This window comes from Paenarthrobacter sp. AT5, from assembly GCF_032764245.1.
In the GTDB taxonomy this organism is placed as follows: Bacteria; Actinomycetota; Actinomycetes; order Actinomycetales; family Micrococcaceae; genus Arthrobacter; species Arthrobacter ureafaciens.
In genome coordinates, this window is the sequence record NZ_CP136441.1 from 740,116 (window position 1) to 762,582 (window position 22,467).

The window sequence follows — 22,467 nt, forward strand, 5'->3', positions numbered from 1 at the left end:
CCCGGGCTGCCGGTAATATCCCTTGGGAAACATTAGTAATCCGGCTCACAGTATCCAGCGCAGTGTACGGGCCACACCCGATTCCGAAGGTAATACTCCATGGTTCACACTGCCCAGCAATCCACTGATCTCGCCGCGGAACTGCGAGCCGACGTCCGCAGGGTTTCAACCCTGCTGGGCGAGTCGTTGGTCCGGCAACACGGTCCCGAATTGCTGGAATTGGTGGAGCAGGTCCGCCTGCTGACCAAGGAGTCCAAGGAAGCGGCGCGTGGCGGCGCCGATGCCACCGGACCGTGGAGCGCGCACGACGTCGTAGCCCAGGTCCGCGAATTGCTCGCCTCCCTGCCGCTGGAGCAGGCAACCGACTTGGTCCGGGCTTTCGCTTTCTACTTCCACCTCAGCAACGCTGCCGAGCAGGTCCACCGGGTGCGGGGGCTGCGGACCAGGCAGGAGAAGGACGGTTGGCTGGCTAAGGCCGTTTCCGAAATCGCGGGTCAGGCAGGGCCGGAGATCCTGCAGGACGTAGTCAACGAACTCGATGTCCGCCCGATCTTCACCGCCCACCCCACCGAGGCCTCCAGGCGTTCGGTCCTGGACAAGATCCGCAAGCTTTCCGATGTGCTGGCACAGCCCACTGCGGAAGGCACCTCGGCCAGGCGCCGTCAGGACCGCCAGCTCGCCGAAATCATCGATCAGATGTGGCAAACAGACGAGCTCCGGCAAGTGCGGCCGACTCCCGTGGATGAAGCGCGCAATGCCATCTACTACTTGAACAGCATCCTCACCGATGCCATGCCGGAGATGCTCACGGATCTTTCCGAGCTCCTGGCGGAACACGGAGTCAAGCTCCCCACAGGCGCCGCGCCCTTGCGCTTCGGCTCCTGGATCGGTGGTGACCGGGACGGCAACCCGAACGTCACGGCGGCTGTTACCCGCGAGATCCTCCAGCTCCAAAACCAGAATGCGGTCCGGATCAGCATTGCCCTGATCGATGAGCTGATTTCCGTCCTTTCCAACTCCACCGCACTGTTCGGCGCTGACCAGGAGTTGCTGGACTCCATCGAGGTGGACCTCAAGAACCTGCCCGGCCTGGACAAACGGGTGCTGGAGCTCAATGCGCAGGAGCCGTACAGGCTCAAGCTCACATGCATCAAAGCCAAGCTCATCAATACGGGGCGTCGCATCTCGGCGTCGACGTATCACGAGCCGGGCCGCGACTATGCCACGACCTCCGAACTCCTCGCCGAATTCGGACTCCTGGAAACGTCGCTCCGCAACCACGCCGCCGGGCTTGTGGCGGACGGTGCCCTGGCCCGTGTCAGGAGGGCGCTCGCAGCGTTCGGTCTGCATTTGGCCACCTTGGACATCCGTGAACATGCCGATTACCATCACGACGCCGTGGGTCAACTCGTCGACAGGCTAGGGACGGAGAAGCCGTATGGCTCCCTCACCCGCGAGGAGCGCCTCGCGTTCCTCGGCGAAGAGCTGGCGTCCCGCCGTCCCTTGTCCGGCCACCCCATTAAGCTCGACGGCGCCGCCGACGGTACGTACGACGTCTTCCGGAGCATTCGCCAGGCCCTGAATACTTACGGGCCGGACGTCGTGGAAACCTACATCATTTCCATGACGCGCGGTGCCGATGATGTGCTGGCAGCCGCCGTGTTGGCCCGCGAAGCCGGGCTCATTGACCTCTTCGGGGCGAATCCGCACGCACGGATCGGTTTCGCTCCGCTGCTTGAGACGGTGGAAGAACTGCGTGCTTCTGCGGAAATCGTGGACCAGCTTTTGTCTGATCCGTCCTACCGTGAGCTCGTCCGCCTGCGCGGGGACATCCAGGAAATCATGCTGGGCTACTCGGATTCCAACAAGGAATCGGGCGTGCTCACCAGCCAGTGGGAAATCCACAAGACCCAGCGGAAGTTGCGCGACGTCGCTGCGAAGCATGGTGTCCGCGTGCGGCTCTTCCACGGCCGAGGTGGTTCAGTGGGGCGCGGCGGTGGACCTACCTACGACGCCATCATGGCCCAGCCCAACGGGGTGCTTGAGGGTGAGATCAAGTTCACCGAGCAAGGCGAGGTTATCTCGGACAAGTACTCCTTGCCGGAGCTTGCACGCGAAAACCTGGAACTGTCGCTGGCGGCGGTGATGCAGGGCTCGGCCCTGCACCGCACTCCGCGCACGTCCGAGGACCAGCGTGAACGCTACGGCAACGTCATGGAGACCATTTCCGACGCCGCGTTCGCACGGTACCGCGCCCTGATTGACGATCCCGACCTTCCGGCCTACTTCCTGGCATCGACGCCCGTGGAGCAGTTGGGCTCGTTGAACATCGGCTCCCGCCCGTCCAAGCGTCCCGATTCGGGTGCAGGCCTGGGCGGCTTGCGTGCAATCCCGTGGGTGTTCGGATGGACCCAGTCCCGCCAGATTGTTCCCGGTTGGTTCGGCGTCGGTTCAGGCCTGAAGAAGGCCCGCGAGTCCGGCAACACGGAGCAGCTGATGGAGATGATGGAGCGCTGGCACTTCTTCCGTTCCGTGATCTCCAACGTCGAGATGACGTTGGCTAAGACGGACATGGAAATTGCCGGGCACTACGTGTCCTCCTTGGTGCCGCAGGAACTCCACCGGCTCTTCCACATGATCCGGGACGAGTACGAACTGACGGTCGCCGAGGTCGAGAGGCTCACCGGGGAACTGGAACTGCTGGACGCGCAGCCCACGCTCAAGCGTTCACTGGAAATCCGGGACCAGTATCTTGACCCCATCAGCTACCTGCAGGTGGAGCTCCTTCGTCGCGTCCGCGAAGAATCAGTGTCCGGAGCTGAAATCGATGAGCGGCTCCAGCGGGCCATGCTGATCACGGTCAATGGCGTTGCTGCGGGCCTGCGGAACACCGGCTAGGAGAGCGACCCCGGGGGGACCCGTCGGGATGTGATAGAGCGTCCGGCGAAACCCGTTGGGATGTGATAGAGCGTCCGGGGCGACGATAGGGTGGTGGGATGCCTTCGTTCCAGACCAAGCTGAAGATCACCGGCCTCAAGCCCGGCAATGCGCCGGAGTCCGTGATGGCCGCAGCTGTGGAGGCCCTGGGCACCCGCCACCACGTGGAATCGAACCAGCTGGACATTGTGGGCGGTGTGCCCCAGATCAGCCTTCGGTTCACGGTGGACGCCCAGGACTACGCGGGTGAGAACGACGCCGCCCGGACGTCCGCTGCCATGGTGCGTGACGCCGTCGAACGCGTGGCTCTGACCGGTGCCCTCTATGTGCTGCGGCGCAGCCGGGGGCGCTGGTCGCCGATCTAGCGGAGGTGGGGCATCATTCGGGCTGCGGCAGGTCGCCGTCGAACGGTTCATCCACTGGTGAGGCGCTCCCGCGTCGACGCGTCGCGATCAGGCCCACCACGACGCCGATCAGCAGGCCCACGGCCACGCCGATCAATGAACTCGCCCAAAACGGCAGCTTGGTGGCTGATCCCGCAAAGTATCCCAAGCCAACCTGCCATACCGCCCACAGGATGGCGCCAAGCCCGGCGCACAGGCTGAATCCCCGGATGGACACGTTGGCAATGCCTGACGCGGCCGACGTCGCCAATCGCCCGGCCGGGATGAACCGCGCACCGATGATGGCCCCGTACGTTGAGGACCGTCCGGCCTTGGCGATGGCTTCGTGAATGGCCAAGTGGGTTTTCCTTCCCCAGGACCACCGGTCCAGCACGTGGCTGATGCGCCGTTTGAAGAGCAGGTAAACGGCCATATCGCCAAGCCATGAGGCGAACGCGGCCAGGAACAAGATCAACCAGAAGTTGGCGTGGCCGTCAGCCGCGAGGGCGCCGCCGGTGATGACCACCATCTCGGACGGAACGGGCGGAAAAATGGCATCACCAAGCACCACGGGAACAATCCACAGGTAGATGGCCGATCCCCACGAATCGGGCGAGATGAAGTCCACCCGCACAACGTACCGCACTTGCCGTGCCCGCCGCTTCCCTTGCCGTTGCCCACCCGCGACGGAAGACTGGCGGCATGCGTATAAGGATCCTGCAAGGCGACATCACCACGCGAAGCACGGACGCGATCGTCAACGCCGCCAACTCATCATTGCTCGGCGGCGGGGGCGTGGACGGTGCCATTCACAGGGCGGCCGGGCGCGAATTACTGGAGGCTTGCCGGGAACTGCGGCGGAACGAACTGCCCGGCGGCCTGGACGTGGGGAAAGCCGTGGCGACTCCCGGGTTCCGGCTTCCTGCGCGGTGGGTGATTCACACCGTGGGGCCCAACCGGCATGCCGGGGAAACGGACCCGGGGCTGCTTGCCTCCTGTTTCCGCGAAAGCCTCGCGGTTGCCTCGCAGTTGGGCGTCGGCAGCGTGGCTTTTCCCGCGATCAGTGCCGGGATTTACGGTTGGGATGCGCGCCAGGTTGCGGAGGTGGCGTACGACGTCGTCACCGCCTTGGGGGACTCCGTTCCGGAACGAGGCGGTTCAGGAAACAGCGGCCCGGGAAGTCCGCTGGAAATAGTGGAGTTCGTGCTGTTTTCGGAGCAGACGGCGGCCGTCTTTCAGTCCGTTTTTGAAGGTTAGGGCTGTGTTTGAAGGATAGGGCCGCGTATGTTGGATAGGGCCGCGTCGGAGCGTCAGACGCGGGCTTCGCTGAGCTCCAAGCGGCTGCGGTACTCCACGGGCTTCTTACTGATGGGGTCAACAAAACGGATACCCCTGGCCAGGAGTTGCAGCGGCTTGCTGTAGTCGTCCGGCGCCTTGTCCAGCAGGTCCGGGTAGAACGCATCGTGGAGGATGCCCAGTCCCAGTGAGGCCATGTGAACCCGCAGTTGGTGGGTTTTCCCGGTGTGTGGTTCCAAACGGTACAGCGCGCGGCGCTGCGCCCTGGCGTCGAAGGTCCTGATCTGTTCAATCCGGGTCTCCGCATTCGGTTCGCCGTCAACCACTTCTGCCAGTAGGTAGCTGCGGGACTTGGTCATGCGGTTGCGGACAACTGCGGGGAAGTCGACGGCGGGATACCCTGCGGCCGGGGTCGCGGCAGAGACGCACTCGTAGTCCTTCTGGACCTGGCGTTTTTCGAAGAGCACTTGGTACTTGCCGCGTGTTTCCGGGTTGGTGGACAGGAGGAGGATACCGGCCGTCATTCTGTCCAGGCGGTGCATGGGGATGAGGTCTGGCAGGTTTAGGAGGTTCCGCAGCCGGACCAGTGCCGATTCCTGGATATAGGTGCCGCCCGGGGTGGTTGGCAGGAAGTGCGGCTTGTCCACCACCAGGATGTGCTCGTCCTGGTGGAGGATGTTGATTTCCACGGGCAAGCGGGTCTCCGGCGGGAGCGTGCGGTAGTACCAAATGAAGGTGTGGTCCTCCAGTTTGGTGGCCCGGCTCAACGGGATTCCGCCTTCGCCCACAATTTCGCCGGCGTCGAAGCGGTCCTCGATGCCTTTGGGATCGATGTGCCCCCAGCGATGCATCATGTAGTCCATCGCTGTCTCCCACGGGCCCTCATCCGGAAGCCGGAGGCGGGTTGCGTTCACGCCGTCGCGCACGGGGAGGGGGGATTGCATCACCGAATAATTCTACGTTGCCCGGCAGCCCCTCCCTTGGACCCTGGGGAGGGGGCTACCGAACACAAAAAAGTTCTTGACAAAAAAAGTTGTCGGTAGTGATACTTGAGGCATGTTGGACATCGAAGTGATCGAGGATCCCTCCGCGGCGGAAGCATCGCTGGATCCGATCCGCACCAGGATCCTGCAGGAACTCACTCAGCCCGCAACCGCAACGCAGCTGGCGGCCAGGGTGGACATGCCGCGCCAGAAGGTCAACTACCACCTCAAGGCCCTGGAGCAGCATGGCTTGGTGGAACTGGTGGAGGAGCGGCGCAAGGGCAACGTCACCGAGCGCGTCGTGCGTGCCACGGCAGCGTCCTACCTCATTTCCCCGAGTGCGCTGGCTTCCGTGGCGCCCGATCCCCGCCGCTTTGCCGACAGGTTCTCGGCCTTCTGGCTCCTCTCCCTGGCTTCGCGCACCGTGCAGGAAATGGGCAAGCTCATCTCCGGCGCAGCGGCGGCCAAGAAGAAGCTCGCCAGCTTCGCCATCGACGGGGAAATCACCTTCCGCTCCGCAGCCGAGCGGGCCGCCTTCGCCGAGGAACTCGGCGTCGCCGTGACGCGGCTCGTGGACAAGTATCACGACGGCGGTGCTGCCGCAGTGGCGGGCGGCGCACGGAAGCACCGCCTCGTCGTCGTACTTCATCCGGCACTGAAGACTCCATTAACTGAACAAACAACGCACGCACCAGCAGAAAAGGACCAGAGCAATGACTGACAACGGTAAGTTCGAAATTGTGGCGGACACCGAATTGCCCGGAACTCCTGAGCGCGTCTGGGAAGCCGTCACCAAGGGCACCTCGGCGTGGATGTTCCCCACCGACCAGTGGCCTGACGTGAAGACCGTGGAGGAACACCCAAACCACCTGGTTTCCCGCATGGAGGGCCCTGACGGCTGGTTCAACCAGTTGGAGCACGTCCTTGAGCCGCTTGAAGGTGGCCGGGCCAAGCTGCACTACGTGCACAGCGGCATCTTTGCCGATAATTGGGACGAGCAATACGACGGCGCCAGCAAGCACACCGAGTTCTACATCCACACCCTGGGCCAGTACCTCCGCTACTTCGACGGACAACCGGTGGTCTTCACCGACGTCCAGGCACCTGCGGCATCCCGGACGCCGGACGGCTTCATCAAGTTGAAGGAGGCGTTGGGCGTCGAAGGAGCTGCTGCCGGAACTTCCATTGATGTGGACGTCGACGGTGTGGGACGGCTCAGAGGGGAAGTGGACTTCTCGAACGAGAACTTCCTGGGCATCCGCACGTCGGACACGATGTACCGCTTCTTTGGCCGGAACGCTTTCGGTGCACCGGTGGGCATGACTGTCCACGAGTTTGGCGGCAGCGGCGAGTCCGAGCTCACCGCCAAAACCTGGGGCGCCTTCCTGGAGCGGGTCTACTCGTCCAACTAACTGGCAGTAGGGGTTGTTCCCAGCGCTGGGAACAACCCCTACTGCCAGTCAGATGGGGTCAGACTGCTTAAAGGTCAGGCGACGGCGGACCTCTCTTCAGCTTTTAGGCTCCGGCGGAGTTGCGGGGAATCGCCCAGCTTGTCCTGTGCCTCCCGGAGCGCCTTGACCGCGGTTTCGAGTTGCGCGGGCGGAAGTGTGTAAGGCACCCGCATGTAGTGCTCGAACGCCCCACCGACGCCGAACCTTGGGCCGGCAGCCAAGCGGACGCCGAATTCCGGTGCGACCACCGTCAGTGCGGTGCTGCTGGGTGTGGGGAGGCGGCACCAGACAGTCAGGCCGCCTTGGGGTCGCTCCACTTCCCACGCCGGCAAATGTTCGGCCAACAATTCCAACAGCGAGGCACGGTTGTCCCGCAGTTCTTCCAGCCGGGACCCAAGCGGCTCGGCGTAGGAGCGCACCAGCCGTGCCGCTGCGAGTTGCTCCACCACCGGCCCGCCGAGGTCCATGGTCGTCCTGGTGACCACAAAGCGCGTGATCAATGGTGCCTCGGCGCGGATCCATCCGGTCCGGAGCCCTGCCCAGTGCGACTTGCTGAGCGACCCTATGGAAACCACGGCGGGACTGAAAGCTGACATCGGTGCGGCAGTGGCGCCGTCGAGGTTTAATCCCCGGAGCGTCTCGTCCACAACCAGCACCGTGCCTGACGACGCCGCGGCACGTGCCAGGCGTTTTCTGTAATGGTCGGGCATGAGCCGGCCGGTGGGATTGTGGAAATCCGGAACCAGGTAAGCCATGGCCGGCCGTTGTTGGTGCATGGCAGCGACCATCGCGTCGATGTCCCAGGAGTCCGGAGCGTCGGGGGAGGGCAACGCGACGGGCAGGGGGCGGGAGCCCGCGGTGCGGATGGCGTCGAGGGCGTTCGGGTAACTCGGGTGCTCCACCAACACTTTGTGCTGTTTGCCGGCAAGTGTACGCAGAATGATGTTGAGTGCGTGTTGCGCGCCGGAGGTCACAAGGATTTGCTCCGGGGTGGTGGGTACGCCGTCGGCCGTGTACTTCGCAGCGATGGCCTCCCGGAGGACTGGAATGCCCAAGGCGTCGTAGCCGAAGCCCGGCAGGAGCGCCGGCAACTCGGTCAATGCGTCCGCGAAGGCACGGTGGACCACCTCGCCGGCCGCGGGCAACGATGCGTAGGCCAGGTCCAGCAGGCCTTCGGGCGCGGCGAGGCCCGGCATGCTGACGGGAGTACTCCGGTGCGGAATGCTCGTCCGCCCTCGACTGCCTTGGCCACCGGTCAGGAATCCTTGCTCGCGCAGGCTCGCATAGGCGGCGGTGATGGTGGTGCGGCTGAGTCCCAGGGTGGACGCCAGCGACCTTTCGCTCGGCAAGGCGACGTCCAGAGGAATGCGGCCATCCATCACCAGCAAACGCACGACGTCGGCCAGCTCACGGTAGGCGGGCAGCGCGCCGGAGTTCCACGACCCAAGGAGTCGGGCCAGGGCGGTGGGGTTCAGTGAACTCGGCATCAGTCCAGTATTTCAAACTGGCTATGGATTACAAGGCCAGTTTTCATGAATTATGGGATTCATGATGACCCGAAGACTCACCCAACTCCTGCTCGGACTGGCCATGTATGGCATATCTCTGGCGATGTTCATTCGAGCCGGCCTTGGCCTTGATCCTTGGGATGTGTTCCATCAAGGAGTCTCGGAAAAGACGGGCCTCAGCATCGGGGTGGTGGTGATCGTGGTGAGTTTCCTGGTGCTGCTCCTCTGGATCCCGCTGCGGCAGATGCCCGGTATTGGAACGCTGGCGAACGCGGTCCTGGTGGGCCTCTTTGCGGATCTGGGCTTGTGGCTGATCCCGGAGTTCTCCCATCTTGGCGGCCAGATCCCCCTGCTGGCGGGAGCGGTGGCGCTCAATGGCATCGCTTCGGCCTGCTACATCGGAGCCCGCCTGGGGCCCGGCGCCCGCGACGGCCTCATGACCGGCATCGTGCGGCGGACGGGATGGTCCGTCCGGCTGGTGCGCACCGGAATAGAGGTCACCGTGTTGGCAATAGGCTGGCTGCTTGGCGGATCGGTGGGTGTTGGCACGGTGGTTTACGCCCTGTCCATCGGTCCACTCGTTCAGTTGCTGCTGCCGAGGTTCATGGTCCCGGAGGGCAAGCCTGATGCGAAGCCGGGTGTCGCCGCAGGGGCCGTACTGACGCGGCCTGAAACATCGTTTCAGGGCGCCGGCTGGCACCGCGGGCAGAAGTAAATGTCCCGCCCCTCGGTCCCGTCCGGTCCCGCGAGGAGGCCGTGCCGGATCTGCGTACCGCAGCGCCGGCAGGGTTGGCGGGTCCTGCCGTACACCCAGTAACCGGGACGCATGGCACGCGGGCCCAGCGTAGTCCGACGCCCGGGTCCAAGGTTTTCACCGAGGAGGCGCTTGGCGTCGGTGACGATTTTTGCAAGGTCAGGGACCTGGCCCACGGGTAGCGCTGGGTGGATGCCAGACAGGAAACAGGAATCACAGCGGTAGATATTGCCTATCCCGGCAAGCTTGCGTTGATCCAGCAAGGCGAAGCCAATGGGAACGTCCGGTTCGGCCTGCAACCTCCGTAAGGCCTCGTCTTCGTCCCAGTCCGGGCCCAGGAGATCCGGCCCGAGGTGGCCGACGATCTTGTCTTCCTCGCTGGTGGGCACCACATCCAGGATTCCCAGGGAGAAACCGACCGCGTCCCCTACGGGAGTGCGCAGCACACAACGGGCGGTATGACCAGGCTTCGTCCATCGGCCCCCGGGCGGGTAGACCATCCATGAGCCCTCCATCTTGAGGTGCGAATGGATGGTCAACGCCCGCGGTTTCTTGCTGGCACCGGTCAGGGTGTCTTCCGGCCCCTCCAGACGCATCAGCAGATGCTTCCCGCGGGGCACCACCTCCACCATGGTCCAGCCCGACAGGTTCAGTGTGGCAAACCGGGGAACCCTGAAGTCTGAAGCGGAGAGGACCTGCCCTGCCAAGGCCTCGTGGAGCTTGTGTGCTGCCCGCCAAATGGAGTCTCCCTCAGGCACGGATACGCAGTCCCTTCGGTGTGGAGTAGGCGCCGGCGGCAGCCAGTGCCACGGCTATGGGGGTCTCCAGGAGATCGTGGCCGTTCACTTTTTCCATGAAGAGTTTGTCCACGGCGCCGCGCCGCACCACGCCCACCAAGGCCTCTGCGGCCACGGTCAAGGCAGCCTCGTCATGGCTGAAGGTGAGCAGGGTCTTGCCGCCGCGTTCGACGTAAAGCACCAGCGCGCCGTCGACCATCACCACCAAAGCTCCGGCCTTCCTGCCCGGGCGGTGTCCCGATCCGGCTTCACCGGCCACACCCGGCCATGGGAGGGCAGCGCCGTAAGGGTTCGCCGGGTCCGTTGCCGCCAAAGCCAACGCTGACGGGTCGGCCTTGGAGATCCGGGCGTCTTCCGTGAAGGACCGGAGCCTGTCCACTGTGGCAGGCACCGCGAATTGGGCCGCGCCAAGGTGTTCAATGAAGTAGCCCCGGCGGCACCGTCCTGCCTCTTCCAACCGGGCCAGGACCTTGTACATCAGCCCAAACCCGCCCAGGATGTTCTCGGCCATGACGGACCCGCGCGTCACCACTCCGTACCTGTCCAGCAGGAGCTCCGCGGTGCCGCGTGCATGGATGGTGGGGTCGAGCTCCGGGGCGGGAAGCGCGGACCAACGCCCGACGGCGAGCGGCGGCGTGGGTGCCGAAGCAGCCGTTGAACCGTAGCGTCCGCCGCTCAATCCCGGGGAGCCAAGGAGGCCTGCACCGTGGCGGCCCAAACGGCTCATGCGCGGTGCACGGGCCCTCGGGGCTTTCGCAACTTGCCGGTGGGCCGTCCGTCCTCCGGCGATCATGGCACGGACGGGGGCAAAGGTATCCCCGGTAACCCTGCCGGCCCACACCAGGTCCCACAGCGCTGAGACGACGGCGTCGTCACTGAGCACGGCGTCCATACCCCCGGCAACGTCCGTCAGTTGCCGGAAGAAGTAGCCGCCGCCGGCACTGAGGTAGTCCAGCAGGCGCTGCTGGGCATCGCCCGGTTCGAAGTCCGGCGAAGGGCTCAGGGTCAGTTCGGCAGAGTCTGCAACGTGGAGGCTGATCCATCCGTCATTGCCGGGCAGCTGGCCGGCTCCGGACCACAGCAGTTCACCCGCTGCCATGAGCTCGTCGAGCATCGCGGGTTTGTAGTCGGCCACCCTGCTGGCCAGCACCAACGGTTCCCATGCCGATGCCGGGACGGGAACCCCGGACAGTTGGTCCACGGCAGTGATGATGCCATCCAGACCCCGCAGGGCCGAGCCCCTCGACTTTCCCTGGGCACTGACGTTTTGCCATGCGGGAAGGAAGCGACCGTAAGCGGCGGCGTCCACCGGTTCCACTTCCGCCCGCAACGCAGCGAGGGAGCGGCGCCGCAATTTCCGCAAGACCTCGGCGTCGCACCATTCGCTGGCAGGAGGAGCTTCCGGGCCCATCAACTCGGGATCGGTGGTTTCAGGGTCCTGGGTTACGGCGACGGCGTGTGGTCGGAACTCACCCTCCACAACCCTGCCGTCTGCAGCCAGCCGCTTCAGGGCGGTATTGACGACGGCGACGCCCAGTCCCAGCCGCGTCGCCGCTTCGGCCGCAGTGAATGGTCCATGCGTGCGGGCGTAACGGGAAACGAGGTCTCCCAGCGGGTCCTGCACAGGTTCGATAAAGGCCAGCGGCACGCCCATGGGAAGGGGAACACCGATTGCATCGCGAAGCCGCGCCGCGTCTTCAATGGCAGCAAAGCGTTCGACGCCGCCGATAGTCACCTTGAGGGCGCGGTTGGCCTTCTGCAATGCCAAAAGGTGCTGCTCTGCTTCGGCGGGAGTTCCGGGAGGAAGGGCCTTGCCTTCGGTGAGTTCCTGGTCCTCCGCGTGGCCCTGAAACTGTTCCTGGTTCAGCAGCTGTTCCTGCTCCTGAACCAGTTCCTGCCCTTGCAGGCGCTCGGCTACTTCCTTCACGTCCAGCGGACCCAGCAGCCGGAGGAGGTCCGCAATGCCTTCCATCCCACGGACCCGACGATCCGGAACCAGCCGTTGCAGCTCCCGCTCGGTGGAATCGATGACTGCCGCGTCCAGGAGCTCACGGAGTTCCACCCTGCCCAGGAGCTCGTTCAGGAGGGTGGAGTCGAGGGCCAGTGCCGCAGCCCTGCGCTCGGCCAGGGGGGAGTCGCCCTCATAGAGGAACTGGGCGACGTAGCCGAACAACAGTGATTTGGCGAAAGGAGATGGCTGCTGCGTAGTGGTTTCGACGATCCGCAATTCCCTGCGTTCCACGGAGGCTGCGATGTCCTTGAGCGCCGGGAGATCATAGACGTCCTGCAAGCATTCGCGCACGGTTTCCAGCACGATGGGGAACGACGGGTACTTCTTGGCGACATCCAGCAGCTGGGCGGAACGCTGGCGTTGCTGCCACAGCGGTTGCCGTTTGGTGGGGTTTTGACGCGGCAGCAGTAAGGCGCGGGCAGCGCATTCCCGGAACCGCGACGCGAAGAGAGCGCTGCCGCCCACCTCTGCGGTGACGATTTGTTCCAGTTCCTCCGGATCGAAGAGGAACAGCTCCGCACCGGGAGGCTCATCTTCCATCATGGGCACCCTGAGCACAATGCCGTCATCGGCAGCCATTGCCGATCCGTCCAGGCCGTAACGCTGCTGGAGTCTCTGCCCCACAGCGAGGGCCCACGGCGCATGGACCGGCATGCCGAAGGGGCTGTGAAGGACCACCCTCCAGTCACCCAGTTCATCGTGGAAGCGTTCCACCACCAGCGTTCGGTCGCTGGGCACAACCTCGGTGGCCTGCTTTTGCTCCTCGAGGTATTGAATCAGGTTGCTTGCCGCGAAGGTGTCCAGACCGCTGGCCTGGCAGCGTTCCATGGCCGGCCCGGTATCAGCTGCCGAAAGTTCCCGGATGAACGCGCCCAGTGCACGTCCGAGGTCCACGGGACGGCCCAGGGAGTCACCCTTCCAGAACGGCAATTTGCCCGGCTGCCCGAAGGCAGGGGAGACGAGGACACGGTCATGCGTGATGTCCTCAATTTTCCAGCTGGTTGCTCCGAGGGCGAAGACGTCCCCGACGCGGGATTCGTAGACCATTTCCTCGTCGAGCTCGCCCACGCGGCGGCCGCCCTTGGCTGCGCGGGACGATGGGCTCGGGCCGTCGCCGTCAGAGCCACCGGAGGAACCGGTCCCTTCAACTTCGGTACCGATGATGTACACGCCGAAGAGGCCGCGGTCGGGAATGGTGCCGCCGGACGTGACCGCCAGCCGCTGGGATCCGGGCCTGCCTTCAATGGTTCCTGCGTGGCGGTCCCACACGATGCGGGGCCGCAGCTCGGCAAACTCATCGGAGGGGTACCGGCCTGCCAGGAGGTCCAGCGTGGCCTCGAAGGCTGACCGGGGGAGGCTGGCGAACGGCGCCGAGCGGCGAACGGTGCTGAACCATTCCTCGACGTCGATGCTCTCCAATGCGGTGGCCGCGACGGTCTGCTGGGCAAGGATGTCCAGCGGGTTGGTGGGGATGCTCAGCCGCTCAATCTGGCCACTGAGCATCCGCTCCACCGTGACGCTCGTGTGGAGGAGGTCGGCCCGGTGCTTGGGGAAGAGGACGCCCTCGGAGATCTCGCCTACTTGGTGCCCGGCACGACCGACGCGCTGGAGGCCGCTGGCAACCGAGGGCGGGGACTCTACCTGGATGACAAGGTCCACCGCGCCCATGTCGATGCCTAGTTCCAGTGATGACGTTGCAACAACACAGCGCAGCCTGCCGGATTTGAGGTCGTCCTCGATCATGGCCCGTTGGTCCTTGGACACTGAACCATGGTGTGCCCTGGCAAGAACGGGATCGCTTCCGCTGGTGCTGCCTGCCTGGGCCATCATGTGAGCGGGTGTTGCGGTGGAAACAGGCGCCTTGGCCCGGGATGCAGCGGAAGCCTCATCTTGCCCTGGCCCGGCGCCCCAGTCCTCCGTGTCTCCAGCTACCGGCTCCGCCCACGGTGAACCCGCCTCCGCCATGAGTTGCCGCTCCGCGTAGATCTCGTTCAACCGGGCGGTCAGCCGCTCCGAAAGGCGACGTGAATTGGCAAAGACAATGGTGGACTGCTTGGAGAGGACCAGATCCACAATCTGCTCCTCAACGTGCGGCCAGATGGAAGCTTGCGGCTGCAATCCGGAAGCCGGCCCGGAATCGAATGCGCCGGCAGCACCCTGGAGGTCCGACATGTCCTCAACAGGCACGGTGACCGTCAGGTTCCAGTTTTTCTTGGAGGGGGGAGCAACGATCTCCACCGGAGCCTGCCCGGCAAGGAATTGGGCCACCAACTCGCGCGGCTGCACTGTGGCGGACAACCCGATGCGTTGAGCGGGCTTGGGCAATAGCGCGTCCAGGCGTTCCAGCGATACAGCGAGGTGGGCACCGCGCTTGGTGCCGGCAACAGCGTGGACTTCGTCGATGATCACGGTGTCCACTTCGCTGAGCGTCTCGCGTGCACGCGACGTCAGCATCAGGAACAGGGACTCCGGCGTTGTAATGAGGATGTCCGGAGGGTTGGACAGCAGCGAGCGGCGATCTGCCGCCGTCGTATCTCCCGAACGGACGCCAACGGTCACCAGCGGTGCGGGCAGGCCCAAACGCTTTGCCGTTTGCGTGATGCCGATCATCGGGGCGCGGAGGTTGCGTTCCACGTCCACGCCGAGGGCCTTGAGCGGCGATATATAGAGGACGCGGGTCTTGGTCTTGGGACGCTTGGCGCGGCCCTTGGCCGGCGCCGGAACCTCCTCAAGTCCCGGCAAAGCATCCGACGGGGCTGCGTGCAGCCTGTCCAACGCCCAGAGGAACGCGGCCAGGGTTTTTCCCGAACCGGTGGGGGCTACCACCAAGGCATGGGAGCCGGAGGAAATGGCATTCCACGCGCCATCCTGGGCGGCCGTGGGCTCACTGAAAGCGCCGAGGAACCATTCCCTGGTTGCCTGGCTGAAACGGCTCATGGCGCCTGTGGACGCCTGCTGCTCCTGCATTCCTCCATCATGCCCCACGGCCCGGACATAATAAGCCCGGCCCGTGGGGAGGCGGTTTATACCGCTTGGAATGCGGTGATGCTCAAGAGCTTGATGCCTATGTTGCTGCAGGCATCGTGGGGTTCGGCGACGAACAGGGATGCCGTGTCTTCGGGCGGGTAGATGCGGTATCCCGCTGCCGGGACCTTGGTGCAGTCGCCGTAGTTCCCGGCCTGCGTGTACCGAAGCTCCGCCCATGCGGACTTGCCGGGGGCCAGCTCGATCTTAGTGACGGGCGTGGTCGTTTCCCGCGTGGCCGGTTCGCCAATGGGATCTCCCGTGGCGTTGGCTGTGAGGGACACCCCGGCGAAGCCTTCCAGGACACAGGTTGCCGAGCCTGAGTTGGTCAGAATCAGTTTCTCGTAGATGCTTCCGGCAGCGCCGCCACCGGTGGCGTCCGTTGTTGCAGTCAACGAATCCGCCTTGCACAAGGCGGGCGCGGCCGGAGCAGCGGACGTGGGGGCTGCCGACGGTGAGGTGCTTCCGGACGGAGCAGCCGACGTCGACGACTGCGAGGGCGAAGCGGACGGCGTGGATGAACTTGGCGGTGCGCTGCTGGTCCCCGAAGGGCTCGGGCTGGGCCCGCAGGCGGCCAGCATCAGCAGCGAGGCAGCCGCCGTCGTCGTCAAAAGTCCGGTCTTGATGCGCTGAGTCCACATGGGCACCAGCCTTGCTGCGGCCGTGGCGGGAGTCAATCGAGCCACGGCCACCGCCACGGATTGGCGCCCGGATTGTGATCTTCCGGGCGCCAATCGTGCAGGGCTACTTGGTTGTTGTGCCCGTCTTTGCGGTCCGGCTGCGGAGGAACGCCGCGCCTCCCAGAACCAGGCCGGCCAAGCCGGCGATCAAACCGGCCCAACCAAGTGCGGTCGAGTCGTCGCTGGTCACGGAAGCGGCCTGCTCAGTGGTTTCCGTTGACACGCCGTGGTGGCCGCCGGACGAGTCGGCAGGGGTGATGGTCACCGAAGGGGCGGGGGACTTGAGGTCATCCTCTTTCCGGCCATCCTTGGGAACTTCGGACCAATCCACCTGGCCCTGCTCGCAGGTCTGCAGCGTGGGGAAGTAGATGGTCTTGCCCGCTGCATCAGGCAGCTTGACCGACAACACCAAGGCATCCCGCAGGTGCGGATCCAGCGGGGTCTTGGCCGTGTAGACGATCTGGCCGGTGCGTTTGGTGATGCTGGTCCCGTCGTCCAGCTTCTTCGGTGCGTCGAGGGTTTCGGTCACCTTCTCAACGGTCCAGTTGGGGTTCACCGTGGGCTGCGCATCCGTCAGTTCCTCAGGCAGCGTGATGGTCACCTTCGTGGTGGGGGAGGTATCGCAGCCGTGCGGAATGCCAAAGGTGACCAGCGCGTAGGAGTTGGCAGCGGTCTTGTTTGGATCGGCGCCGACGTGGGCGGACGCCCCGGCCAGTCCGGCCATCATCAGGGCAGCGGTGGCACCGGCTGCAGCGGTCGTGGACAGGGCACGGCGGAGTACGGACTTGTTCATGGGAATGCCTTTCAAGGTGCGCCTCTGAGCGGCGCTGGGTACAGGTTTTTAGCCCGTCACCTCACAAGGCTTTTGCTTGTTGTGAACCTTGGGTGCCGGGCGGAGTCAGGAATGCACGACGGCGGCCGGCGGGCCGCGCCGGCTGTCTTGCCTGAGGTTCCGCCACGGGCGGGGGATGAAAACCACGGGTGCGCCGACGACCAGTGGCGTGGCACCGGCGTCGGGCTTGAAAAGCAGTGTGGGCAGTACAGCAAGCGGCCGGAGCCAGGCTGCAAGCTGCCACAGCGCATCCTCGCCCTTCGACAAGGCAACTGCGGACGCGACGGTGGCCAGAGCGTGCGCCACCAGCATGAGGGCTCCGGCGGCAGTTCCCGGATCATGAAGGTGGGCAGCGGGGTCCAGCACGGGTGTCAGGAGCTCGGTTCCCACGTGGTGACTGCCTCGTGGTCCGGTAACACCCACCGGTGCAAAGGCGCTGAAAGCGTCGTGCAGGATGAACTGGCTCGCGCCCAGAAGCGCGGACATTGCCACAAGGTTCAGCTTGAACCGGGAAGCGAAGGTGGTGGCCAGGCCCGTTACGGCAACCAGCGCCAGGAGAACCGGGAACGTGGGGAGTTCGCCGCCGCCGGCAACGTGGGCACTTGCGGCCAGCAGCACGATCACCGTGGCGATCGCCGAAGAGCGCAAGGCATGGAAGGGAGTCCGGTGCTGCAGAGTGCGCACTGTGTCCTCCCTGTGTTGGCCGGCTGCTTGGGCACCTCTGATTCTATCGGGATTTCTGGAAAGGGCTGGCGGAGCGTTCAACCGAGGACGGCCTCAGGGTGCGTTCGATCTCCAGAAGCTCGGACAGTGCTTCGGCGCAGTGCAGGCAGCCCGCCAGATGGCTTTCTGCCCGCCTCCTGCCGGCGGCGGTCGCCGAGTCCCGCGCCAACCGCGCCAGGAGCTGCGAGATTTCGGAACAGCCTTTGCCGGCGGGCTGGCGGACGTGTGCCTGGAGATACGCCTGGCGGAGACCCTCGCGGGCGCGGATCAGTAACGAGGCAACGCCGTTGGGGTTCACCCCCACGTATTCTCCCGCCTCGGTGTGCCTCATCCCCTCAATGTCCACGCACCACAGCACCCGTTGCCATCGGGTGGGGAGCGAGCGGAAGGCCCGCAGCAGGGTGGTTGATTCGAACAGTGCGACGAAAGCGTCTGCCTCCTGGCTTGTTTGCGCGAGCGCCCTGTCCCGGTCAAAGGCCGCCCGGCGCCTGGCGCCGGCGTTGCGTTGGTGGGCCATCCGGCGCGTCGTGGTCAGCACATAGGAGCGGAAGTACGCGTTCGGTCCTTTGCCGGCTTCCAAAGCCACGAGGACGGCCAGGAAGGCTTCGGCAACAACATCGTCCACGTCGCTGAGGTTGTCTGCCTCCCTGCGTGCCACGTAAACGGCTGCATTTTTATGGCGTCTGTAAAGTTCATCGAATGCGGACAGGTGTCCTTGCCGGACGAGTTCTATCAAGTGATTGTCGCGGGCATTGGGGGAGTCGGCGGCTGCAGTGGTTGGGGGTTCCACACTTTGCCTTTCAGGGTCGGGGCGAGCGGCCCAAACCTAGGAAGAGCATGATTGGATTCACCGAAGATGCAGGAAAGTGGGAAAAACGGACTGCCCATGCAGGATTTCGATTTCGACGAGCGTGACCTGAGGCTTTTGCATGCCCTCCAAGTGAGGCCCAGGGCACCATGGACGGCTTTGGCTCCAGTGGTTGGCGCCGACGCCGTCACGCTTGCACGAAGGTGGAACGTCCTCCAGGACCGAGGGCTCGCCTGGATGACGTCCTACAAAGGATCCGGGGCCAGGTTTGTTGGTGCCATCATCGACGTCACGTGTGCGCCGTCCATGATGTCGGCAGTCATACAAGGTCTGGTCCGCGACCGGGAGGTGGTTTCCGTCGACCAGACCGCCGGAGCCCGTGACCTTATTCTTACGGTCTTCTGCAGTACCGACGCCGAACTTTCCACGTTCCTCCTGGACCGGATTCCCGCAGTGGAGGGGATCACCAGCACGCGTACGCACCGGGTCACCAGGATGATCACGGATGCACGGAAGTGGCGTCTGAGGTCCTTGGCGACTGACGAAGTGCGGGCGCTCGAAAGGGCTGTGCCGTTGCCAACTCCGCGGGCCTCGGCAGTCAGTGCCGAGGTCGAGAAGGATTTGGCCGGGATCCTGCTGATGGACGGCAGGACGTCCGTTGCCGACCTTGCCCGACTGCTGCGCATCAGCCCTACACGGGCAAAGACCGCGCTGGCCAACGTCCTGGGTTCGCAAAGGGTGGTGGTCCGGCTGGAACTGGCGCGGACATCCTCACCCTGGCCGGTCTGCGTCTGGTACTTCCTGAGCGCCCCGGCGTCAAAGGTCGATCTTGTCGCCGCAAGCCTGGCCGGATTGAACGAAGCGCGGCTGGTTGTCACGACTGGCGGCACGCATTCCATCGCGATGGCGGTGTGGTTGCGCGGAGTCGAGGACATGGCTGTGCTGGAGCGCCAACTCGGCGAGCAGCTGCCCTACGTGGAGATCGCCGACCGGTCGATTGTGTTGCGGACACCGAAGCACATGGGCAAGCGCCTGGACACGGACGGCCGGCGGATTATCCAGGAGATTTAGACTGGCGGTTTTCGGGATCGTTCCGGGTACTGCAGGGCTCGGGTTTCTTGGATGACTTTCTTGTAGTCATCAACGTTGACCCCGCTTTCGTTGTGCTCTTTGCCCTCGAACAAACACGCTTCGAAACCGAACAAGAACATCGTCATGCCGCATTCCTTGGCATATTGCGGAGCTCTTCGCAGCTGATCGGAAATGCTGTCTGAGCGTGGCGAACCTCCCGTAAATGGCCAGTCCGCCGGGCCGGGGTTTTCCCCCACCAATCCCAGGCCGGCGCGTCGGGCCAAGGCGCTCGTGTACCTGTGGGACGACCACAGGGAGGCACTGTCGTGCAGCACATCGTCGTCGTCGCTCGGGTGGCATTGGTCCTGCGGAGGCAAAGCATTGCGTGCTTCGACGGCGGATATGTCGTCCAGTCCGGTGAAATCCACGTCCACGCCCGGCAACGTTGACAGGACCGCGAATTGGGCGGGGTAGTCCAAGCCCCGTTCCTGGGCTCCGTCTGGATTGGCCCGCCCGTCCAGACGTCCTTTGATGGCTTTCGCCTTGTCCGCCGGCAGGACCCCACGGCCCGCAACCGGCACGTGCACTCGTCCCTGATATCCGAGCTCCCTTAGTTCGTGTATCTGCCATGCCACCGCATCGACCACAGATCGGGCGTACCAGTCCCACCACCCCTGGACCTGCCCGTCAGTCACTGAACTCCCGTTCCACGAAGGTGAGCCCGGGACCCACCCCGGCATTGGGGACGGTGATACGCCTTCAGCCAGACCTTTGCCGGACTGCGGGGCGTCACCAAATGCCCAGAACTCACCTTCATGTCCGCCATCGTCAGGCCCCGGGTACCCTAACTCCCCACCGGCATTCGTCCCTACCCGTATGGCTGCGATGCCATTGAATCCCAGCTCCGGAAGGATGCCTGCCAGATAGTCATGGGCGGTTTCCCGGACCTTGGCGCTGAACACCAGCTCGGCCCCGGCTTTTTTGGGAGTGCCTCCTGCGCTTCCCTTCAAGGAACCGCCGGGCAGCTTTCGCACCCACTTGGGCGGGTAGTGCATGCCGGGGGACAGCACGACTTGCATGCCGGCGTCACGACAGTCCGCCAGCTGTTGTTGTACCTGGGCAACGTAGTGGCGGTCCACGCGCCTATCCACCGGCTGGTAGCGATCCCAAGCCAACGGCAGCTCAACAACGGAAATTCCGGCGTCTCGGAGCGCGGCGAGTCGATCGGGAGCGCACGTGGAGCCCAAAACCCCAAAGGACATGGAGCCCGGAATGCCCTGATCGGGCCCAACGCTGCATCCGGCGCCGGCACTTGCCATCGTCACCGCCAACACAGTCGAGAGGATCCGGCGATTCACCGGTACCCGCCGCTGATCGGGGGGAGAGTCAGTCCTCCGGCCACCGCGGCGTCGAGTTTTGTTCGGTCCAACTGCCAAACGACCGTGTCCCCGGACGTCGGGCCGGTAAATGTGAAAACGGGCCGTGCGTTGTTTTTGAGCCAGTCCAGAAGCTCAGGTGCCGCAAAGCCGTAGCCCTCACCCAGCTGCCGTCCTTGGGTCAGAACGTACTGGGCGCCTCCATCCCTGAGGGACTGCAGGGATGGCAGGACTTCCCAACCTTCATGCGGCAGCAACGCGAACTCGCCTGTCACGGACGTCAGGCCCACCTTCGAGGACACGGGCAGTTCGGTGTTCATCCAATCCCGTGCACTGACAAGACCGTCGTCCACGACTGACCTGGCCTGTATCCCCAGCGCGAGACTGAGCACGACCATCAATGCGGAGGCCGTGACGGCGGTCCAGCGAAGCCGGGGGAGCCAGTCGACCACCATCATGACCGCCACGGGCGTTGAAACCAGTGCCGCCAGCACCACGCAGTAGCCGAATTGTTCCTCTGCCGCTCCAAAAAAGACCGAGTAGATACCAACCAAGCCTGTCAGCAGAGAGAACAAACCGATCACGCGACGGTCCGCCAAAGGGGAAAAAGCGGCGATTGCACCGGCAACGATGGAAAGCCCCAACAGTACATAGCTGGTTCCGAACCGACCGACCATATCCATGAGCCGGTCCGTCAAACTAACGCCCGCCACTGAATTGAAGCCGGTCATCTGGACAGCGCCGGCCATCCTCAGGACACCCACCGACTTCTGGTCCACGAACTGGGGCAGCAGCCCGTTGGCGGTAATCCAACCAAGATAAATTGCGTAAGGGACCATGGCCGCGGCGATGACTCTCATGGCGGTCAGCGGGGGAACGGTGTTGCGCCAGAACACGCCGAGCAGCAGCGGGACCACAGTGAAGACTACGGTCATATCTTTCGTGACGATGGCGAGCCCGAAGACCAGTCCGGCGCAGATCTCAAGCCACAGGCGTGCGGCCCGCCACTTGCGGTTAAGCAACAGCAACACCAGGAGCCACCCTGAAAGAACTGCCAGGCCAGCGGGTGGCTCCATCATGAGCCGCCCGTCCATGCGCAGCACAAAGGGGTCACTGGCCAGGACGATGCCGGCCAGCGCAGCGGGCCCCGTCCCAACCAGACGGCGGACCACAAGAAAACAGACAACCACTGTCACTGTTCCGAGGACAGTGTTGACCCAGCGTAATTGCAAGGCCAGATCCAAGGGGTGTCCTTCAAGGCCGCATAGGCGCATGACCAAAGCGTTGAGAGCGTAGGAGCCTGGGGGATGAAGGAAAAAGGGTTTGCCCAGAATGGATGGCGTGTGGCCACCTGCTATCTGCCCAGCCAAGTCTGCGTAGGTCACTTCGTCGATAAACACATCGTTTGCGCGCTGAACGCCGGATGCCCGAAACTCCAAGGCAAGGAGTGCCAACAACACTGCCACCCACATGGGTTGCCGAATTACCCTTTGGATCAGGTTGGCGGGCTGCGGCTTGCTCGTTTCCGACGCCGGTACACGTGGCTTTAGCGAGTTGATGATGCCCTCCAAAATGGTGTTCGCATTGGGCGGGTGCTGTACCCACATCCTGCGAAGTGCAAAGATCGGGCTTCGCAGCTCGGCTGGAAGCCCCTCACTTATGTGCAAGTGCGGACATCCGGGGTTCCGTGACGCGGGAATTGCCATCGATTGCGTCGTCACGGATAAGCGCGGAAGGTGCCCTGGGCGGCAACGGGAGGGATGCGGTCGTGGCCGCCGTGGTCAGAAAACGCGTCATGTCTTTCGCCGCATTGTGGACAACTGCAACATCTGG

At 64.3% G+C, this 22,467-nt stretch carries 18 protein-coding genes; 7 read left to right on the top strand and 11 right to left on the bottom strand.

Annotated elements, in window-relative coordinates:
* Positions 1 to 99: 99 nt before the first annotated feature.
* Both ppc and RI444_RS03535 read left to right on the top strand, forming a co-directional pair.
* Positions 100 to 2,898, top strand: coding sequence for a phosphoenolpyruvate carboxylase (gene ppc, locus RI444_RS03530; RefSeq protein WP_062095171.1), 2,799 nt, complete (start codon positions 100 to 102; stop codon positions 2,896 to 2,898).
* A 98-nt stretch (positions 2,899 to 2,996) separates the two neighbouring features.
* On the top strand, positions 2,997 to 3,302 hold the full coding sequence (locus tag RI444_RS03535; protein WP_062095173.1) for a hypothetical protein: 306 nt from the start codon (positions 2,997 to 2,999) through the stop codon (positions 3,300 to 3,302).
* A gap of 13 nt (positions 3,303 to 3,315) precedes the next feature.
* On the opposite strand, the gene RI444_RS03540 is transcribed toward RI444_RS03535, so the two are convergent.
* Positions 3,316 to 3,948 (bottom strand): DedA family protein, encoded by a 633-nt coding sequence (locus tag RI444_RS03540; protein WP_164888685.1) that lies wholly within the window; start codon positions 3,946 to 3,948, stop codon positions 3,316 to 3,318.
* Positions 3,949 to 4,022: 74 nt separating this feature from the next.
* Between RI444_RS03540 and RI444_RS03545 the strand changes: the two genes are divergently transcribed.
* The gene (locus RI444_RS03545; protein WP_062095175.1) at positions 4,023 to 4,577 is read left to right on the top strand and encodes an O-acetyl-ADP-ribose deacetylase; all 555 of its coding nucleotides are present in this window, start codon (positions 4,023 to 4,025) and stop codon (positions 4,575 to 4,577) included.
* Between the two features lie 53 nt (positions 4,578 to 4,630).
* Here the strand turns inward: RI444_RS03545 and RI444_RS03550 are convergent, their stop codons facing one another.
* Entirely contained in the window at positions 4,631 to 5,560 is a 930-nt protein-coding gene (locus tag RI444_RS03550; RefSeq protein ID WP_062095177.1) for a pseudouridine synthase, read from the bottom strand.
* A gap of 112 nt (positions 5,561 to 5,672) precedes the next feature.
* On the opposite strand from RI444_RS03550, the gene RI444_RS03555 reads away from it, so the two are divergent.
* Entirely contained in the window at positions 5,673 to 6,320 is a 648-nt protein-coding gene (locus RI444_RS03555) for an ArsR/SmtB family transcription factor (protein ID WP_207605116.1), read from the top strand.
* A complete protein-coding gene (locus tag RI444_RS03560; protein WP_207605115.1) occupies positions 6,313 to 7,011 on the top strand; it encodes an SRPBCC domain-containing protein in 699 nt (232 codons plus the stop codon). The genes RI444_RS03555 and RI444_RS03560 overlap by 8 nt, the downstream gene beginning before the upstream one ends.
* 74 nt (positions 7,012 to 7,085) lie before the next feature.
* Here the strand turns inward: RI444_RS03560 and RI444_RS03565 are convergent, their stop codons facing one another.
* Positions 7,086 to 8,537, bottom strand: coding sequence for a PLP-dependent aminotransferase family protein (locus tag RI444_RS03565; protein WP_316963867.1), 1,452 nt, complete (start codon positions 8,535 to 8,537; stop codon positions 7,086 to 7,088).
* A gap of 61 nt (positions 8,538 to 8,598) precedes the next feature.
* On the opposite strand from RI444_RS03565, the gene RI444_RS03570 reads away from it, so the two are divergent.
* Entirely contained in the window at positions 8,599 to 9,273 is a 675-nt protein-coding gene (locus RI444_RS03570; RefSeq protein ID WP_316963868.1) for a hypothetical protein, read from the top strand.
* Here RI444_RS03570 and RI444_RS03575 read toward each other — a convergent pair.
* From RI444_RS03575 to RI444_RS03600, 6 genes are all read right to left on the bottom strand, one after another.
* Entirely contained in the window at positions 9,240 to 10,070 is an 831-nt protein-coding gene (locus tag RI444_RS03575; protein ID WP_316963869.1) for a DNA-formamidopyrimidine glycosylase family protein, read from the bottom strand. The genes RI444_RS03570 and RI444_RS03575 overlap by 34 nt on opposite strands.
* Positions 10,063 to 15,087: a DNA glycosylase AlkZ-like family protein gene (locus RI444_RS03580; RefSeq protein ID WP_316963870.1), complete on the bottom strand. Its 5,025-nt coding sequence runs from the start codon at positions 15,085 to 15,087 to the stop codon at positions 10,063 to 10,065. Before RI444_RS03580 ends, RI444_RS03575 begins: the two co-directional genes overlap by 8 nt.
* Before the next feature lie 56 nt (positions 15,088 to 15,143).
* Positions 15,144 to 15,785 carry a DUF4232 domain-containing protein gene (locus RI444_RS03585; protein ID WP_207605958.1) on the bottom strand — a complete coding sequence of 214 codons (642 nt, stop codon included), beginning with the start codon at positions 15,783 to 15,785 and terminating at the stop codon, positions 15,144 to 15,146.
* A 103-nt stretch (positions 15,786 to 15,888) separates the two neighbouring features.
* Positions 15,889 to 16,617: a YcnI family protein gene (locus RI444_RS03590; RefSeq protein WP_062095191.1), complete on the bottom strand. Its 729-nt coding sequence runs from the start codon at positions 16,615 to 16,617 to the stop codon at positions 15,889 to 15,891.
* A 105-nt stretch (positions 16,618 to 16,722) separates the two neighbouring features.
* Positions 16,723 to 17,340: a hypothetical protein gene (locus tag RI444_RS03595; protein WP_207605113.1), complete on the bottom strand. Its 618-nt coding sequence runs from the start codon at positions 17,338 to 17,340 to the stop codon at positions 16,723 to 16,725.
* A 43-nt stretch (positions 17,341 to 17,383) separates the two neighbouring features.
* Positions 17,384 to 18,169, bottom strand: a complete 786-nt coding sequence (locus tag RI444_RS03600; protein ID WP_179014405.1) for an RNA polymerase sigma factor — start codon at positions 18,167 to 18,169, stop codon at positions 17,384 to 17,386.
* A 96-nt stretch (positions 18,170 to 18,265) separates the two neighbouring features.
* Between RI444_RS03600 and RI444_RS03605 the strand changes: the two genes are divergently transcribed.
* On the top strand, positions 18,266 to 19,258 hold the full coding sequence (locus tag RI444_RS03605) for an Lrp/AsnC family transcriptional regulator (protein WP_069694707.1): 993 nt from the start codon (positions 18,266 to 18,268) through the stop codon (positions 19,256 to 19,258).
* On the opposite strand, the gene RI444_RS03610 is transcribed toward RI444_RS03605, so the two are convergent.
* Together RI444_RS03610 and RI444_RS03615 are read right to left on the bottom strand one after the other, a co-directional pair.
* Positions 19,255 to 20,583 carry a hypothetical protein gene (locus tag RI444_RS03610; protein WP_207605112.1) on the bottom strand — a complete coding sequence of 443 codons (1,329 nt, stop codon included), beginning with the start codon at positions 20,581 to 20,583 and terminating at the stop codon, positions 19,255 to 19,257. The two genes, RI444_RS03605 and RI444_RS03610, sit on opposite strands and share 4 nt — an antisense overlap.
* A gap of 29 nt (positions 20,584 to 20,612) precedes the next feature.
* Positions 20,613 to 22,106 carry an ArnT family glycosyltransferase gene (locus tag RI444_RS03615; protein ID WP_069694668.1) on the bottom strand — a complete coding sequence of 498 codons (1,494 nt, stop codon included), beginning with the start codon at positions 22,104 to 22,106 and terminating at the stop codon, positions 20,613 to 20,615.
* Positions 22,107 to 22,467: the final 361 nt, after the last annotated feature.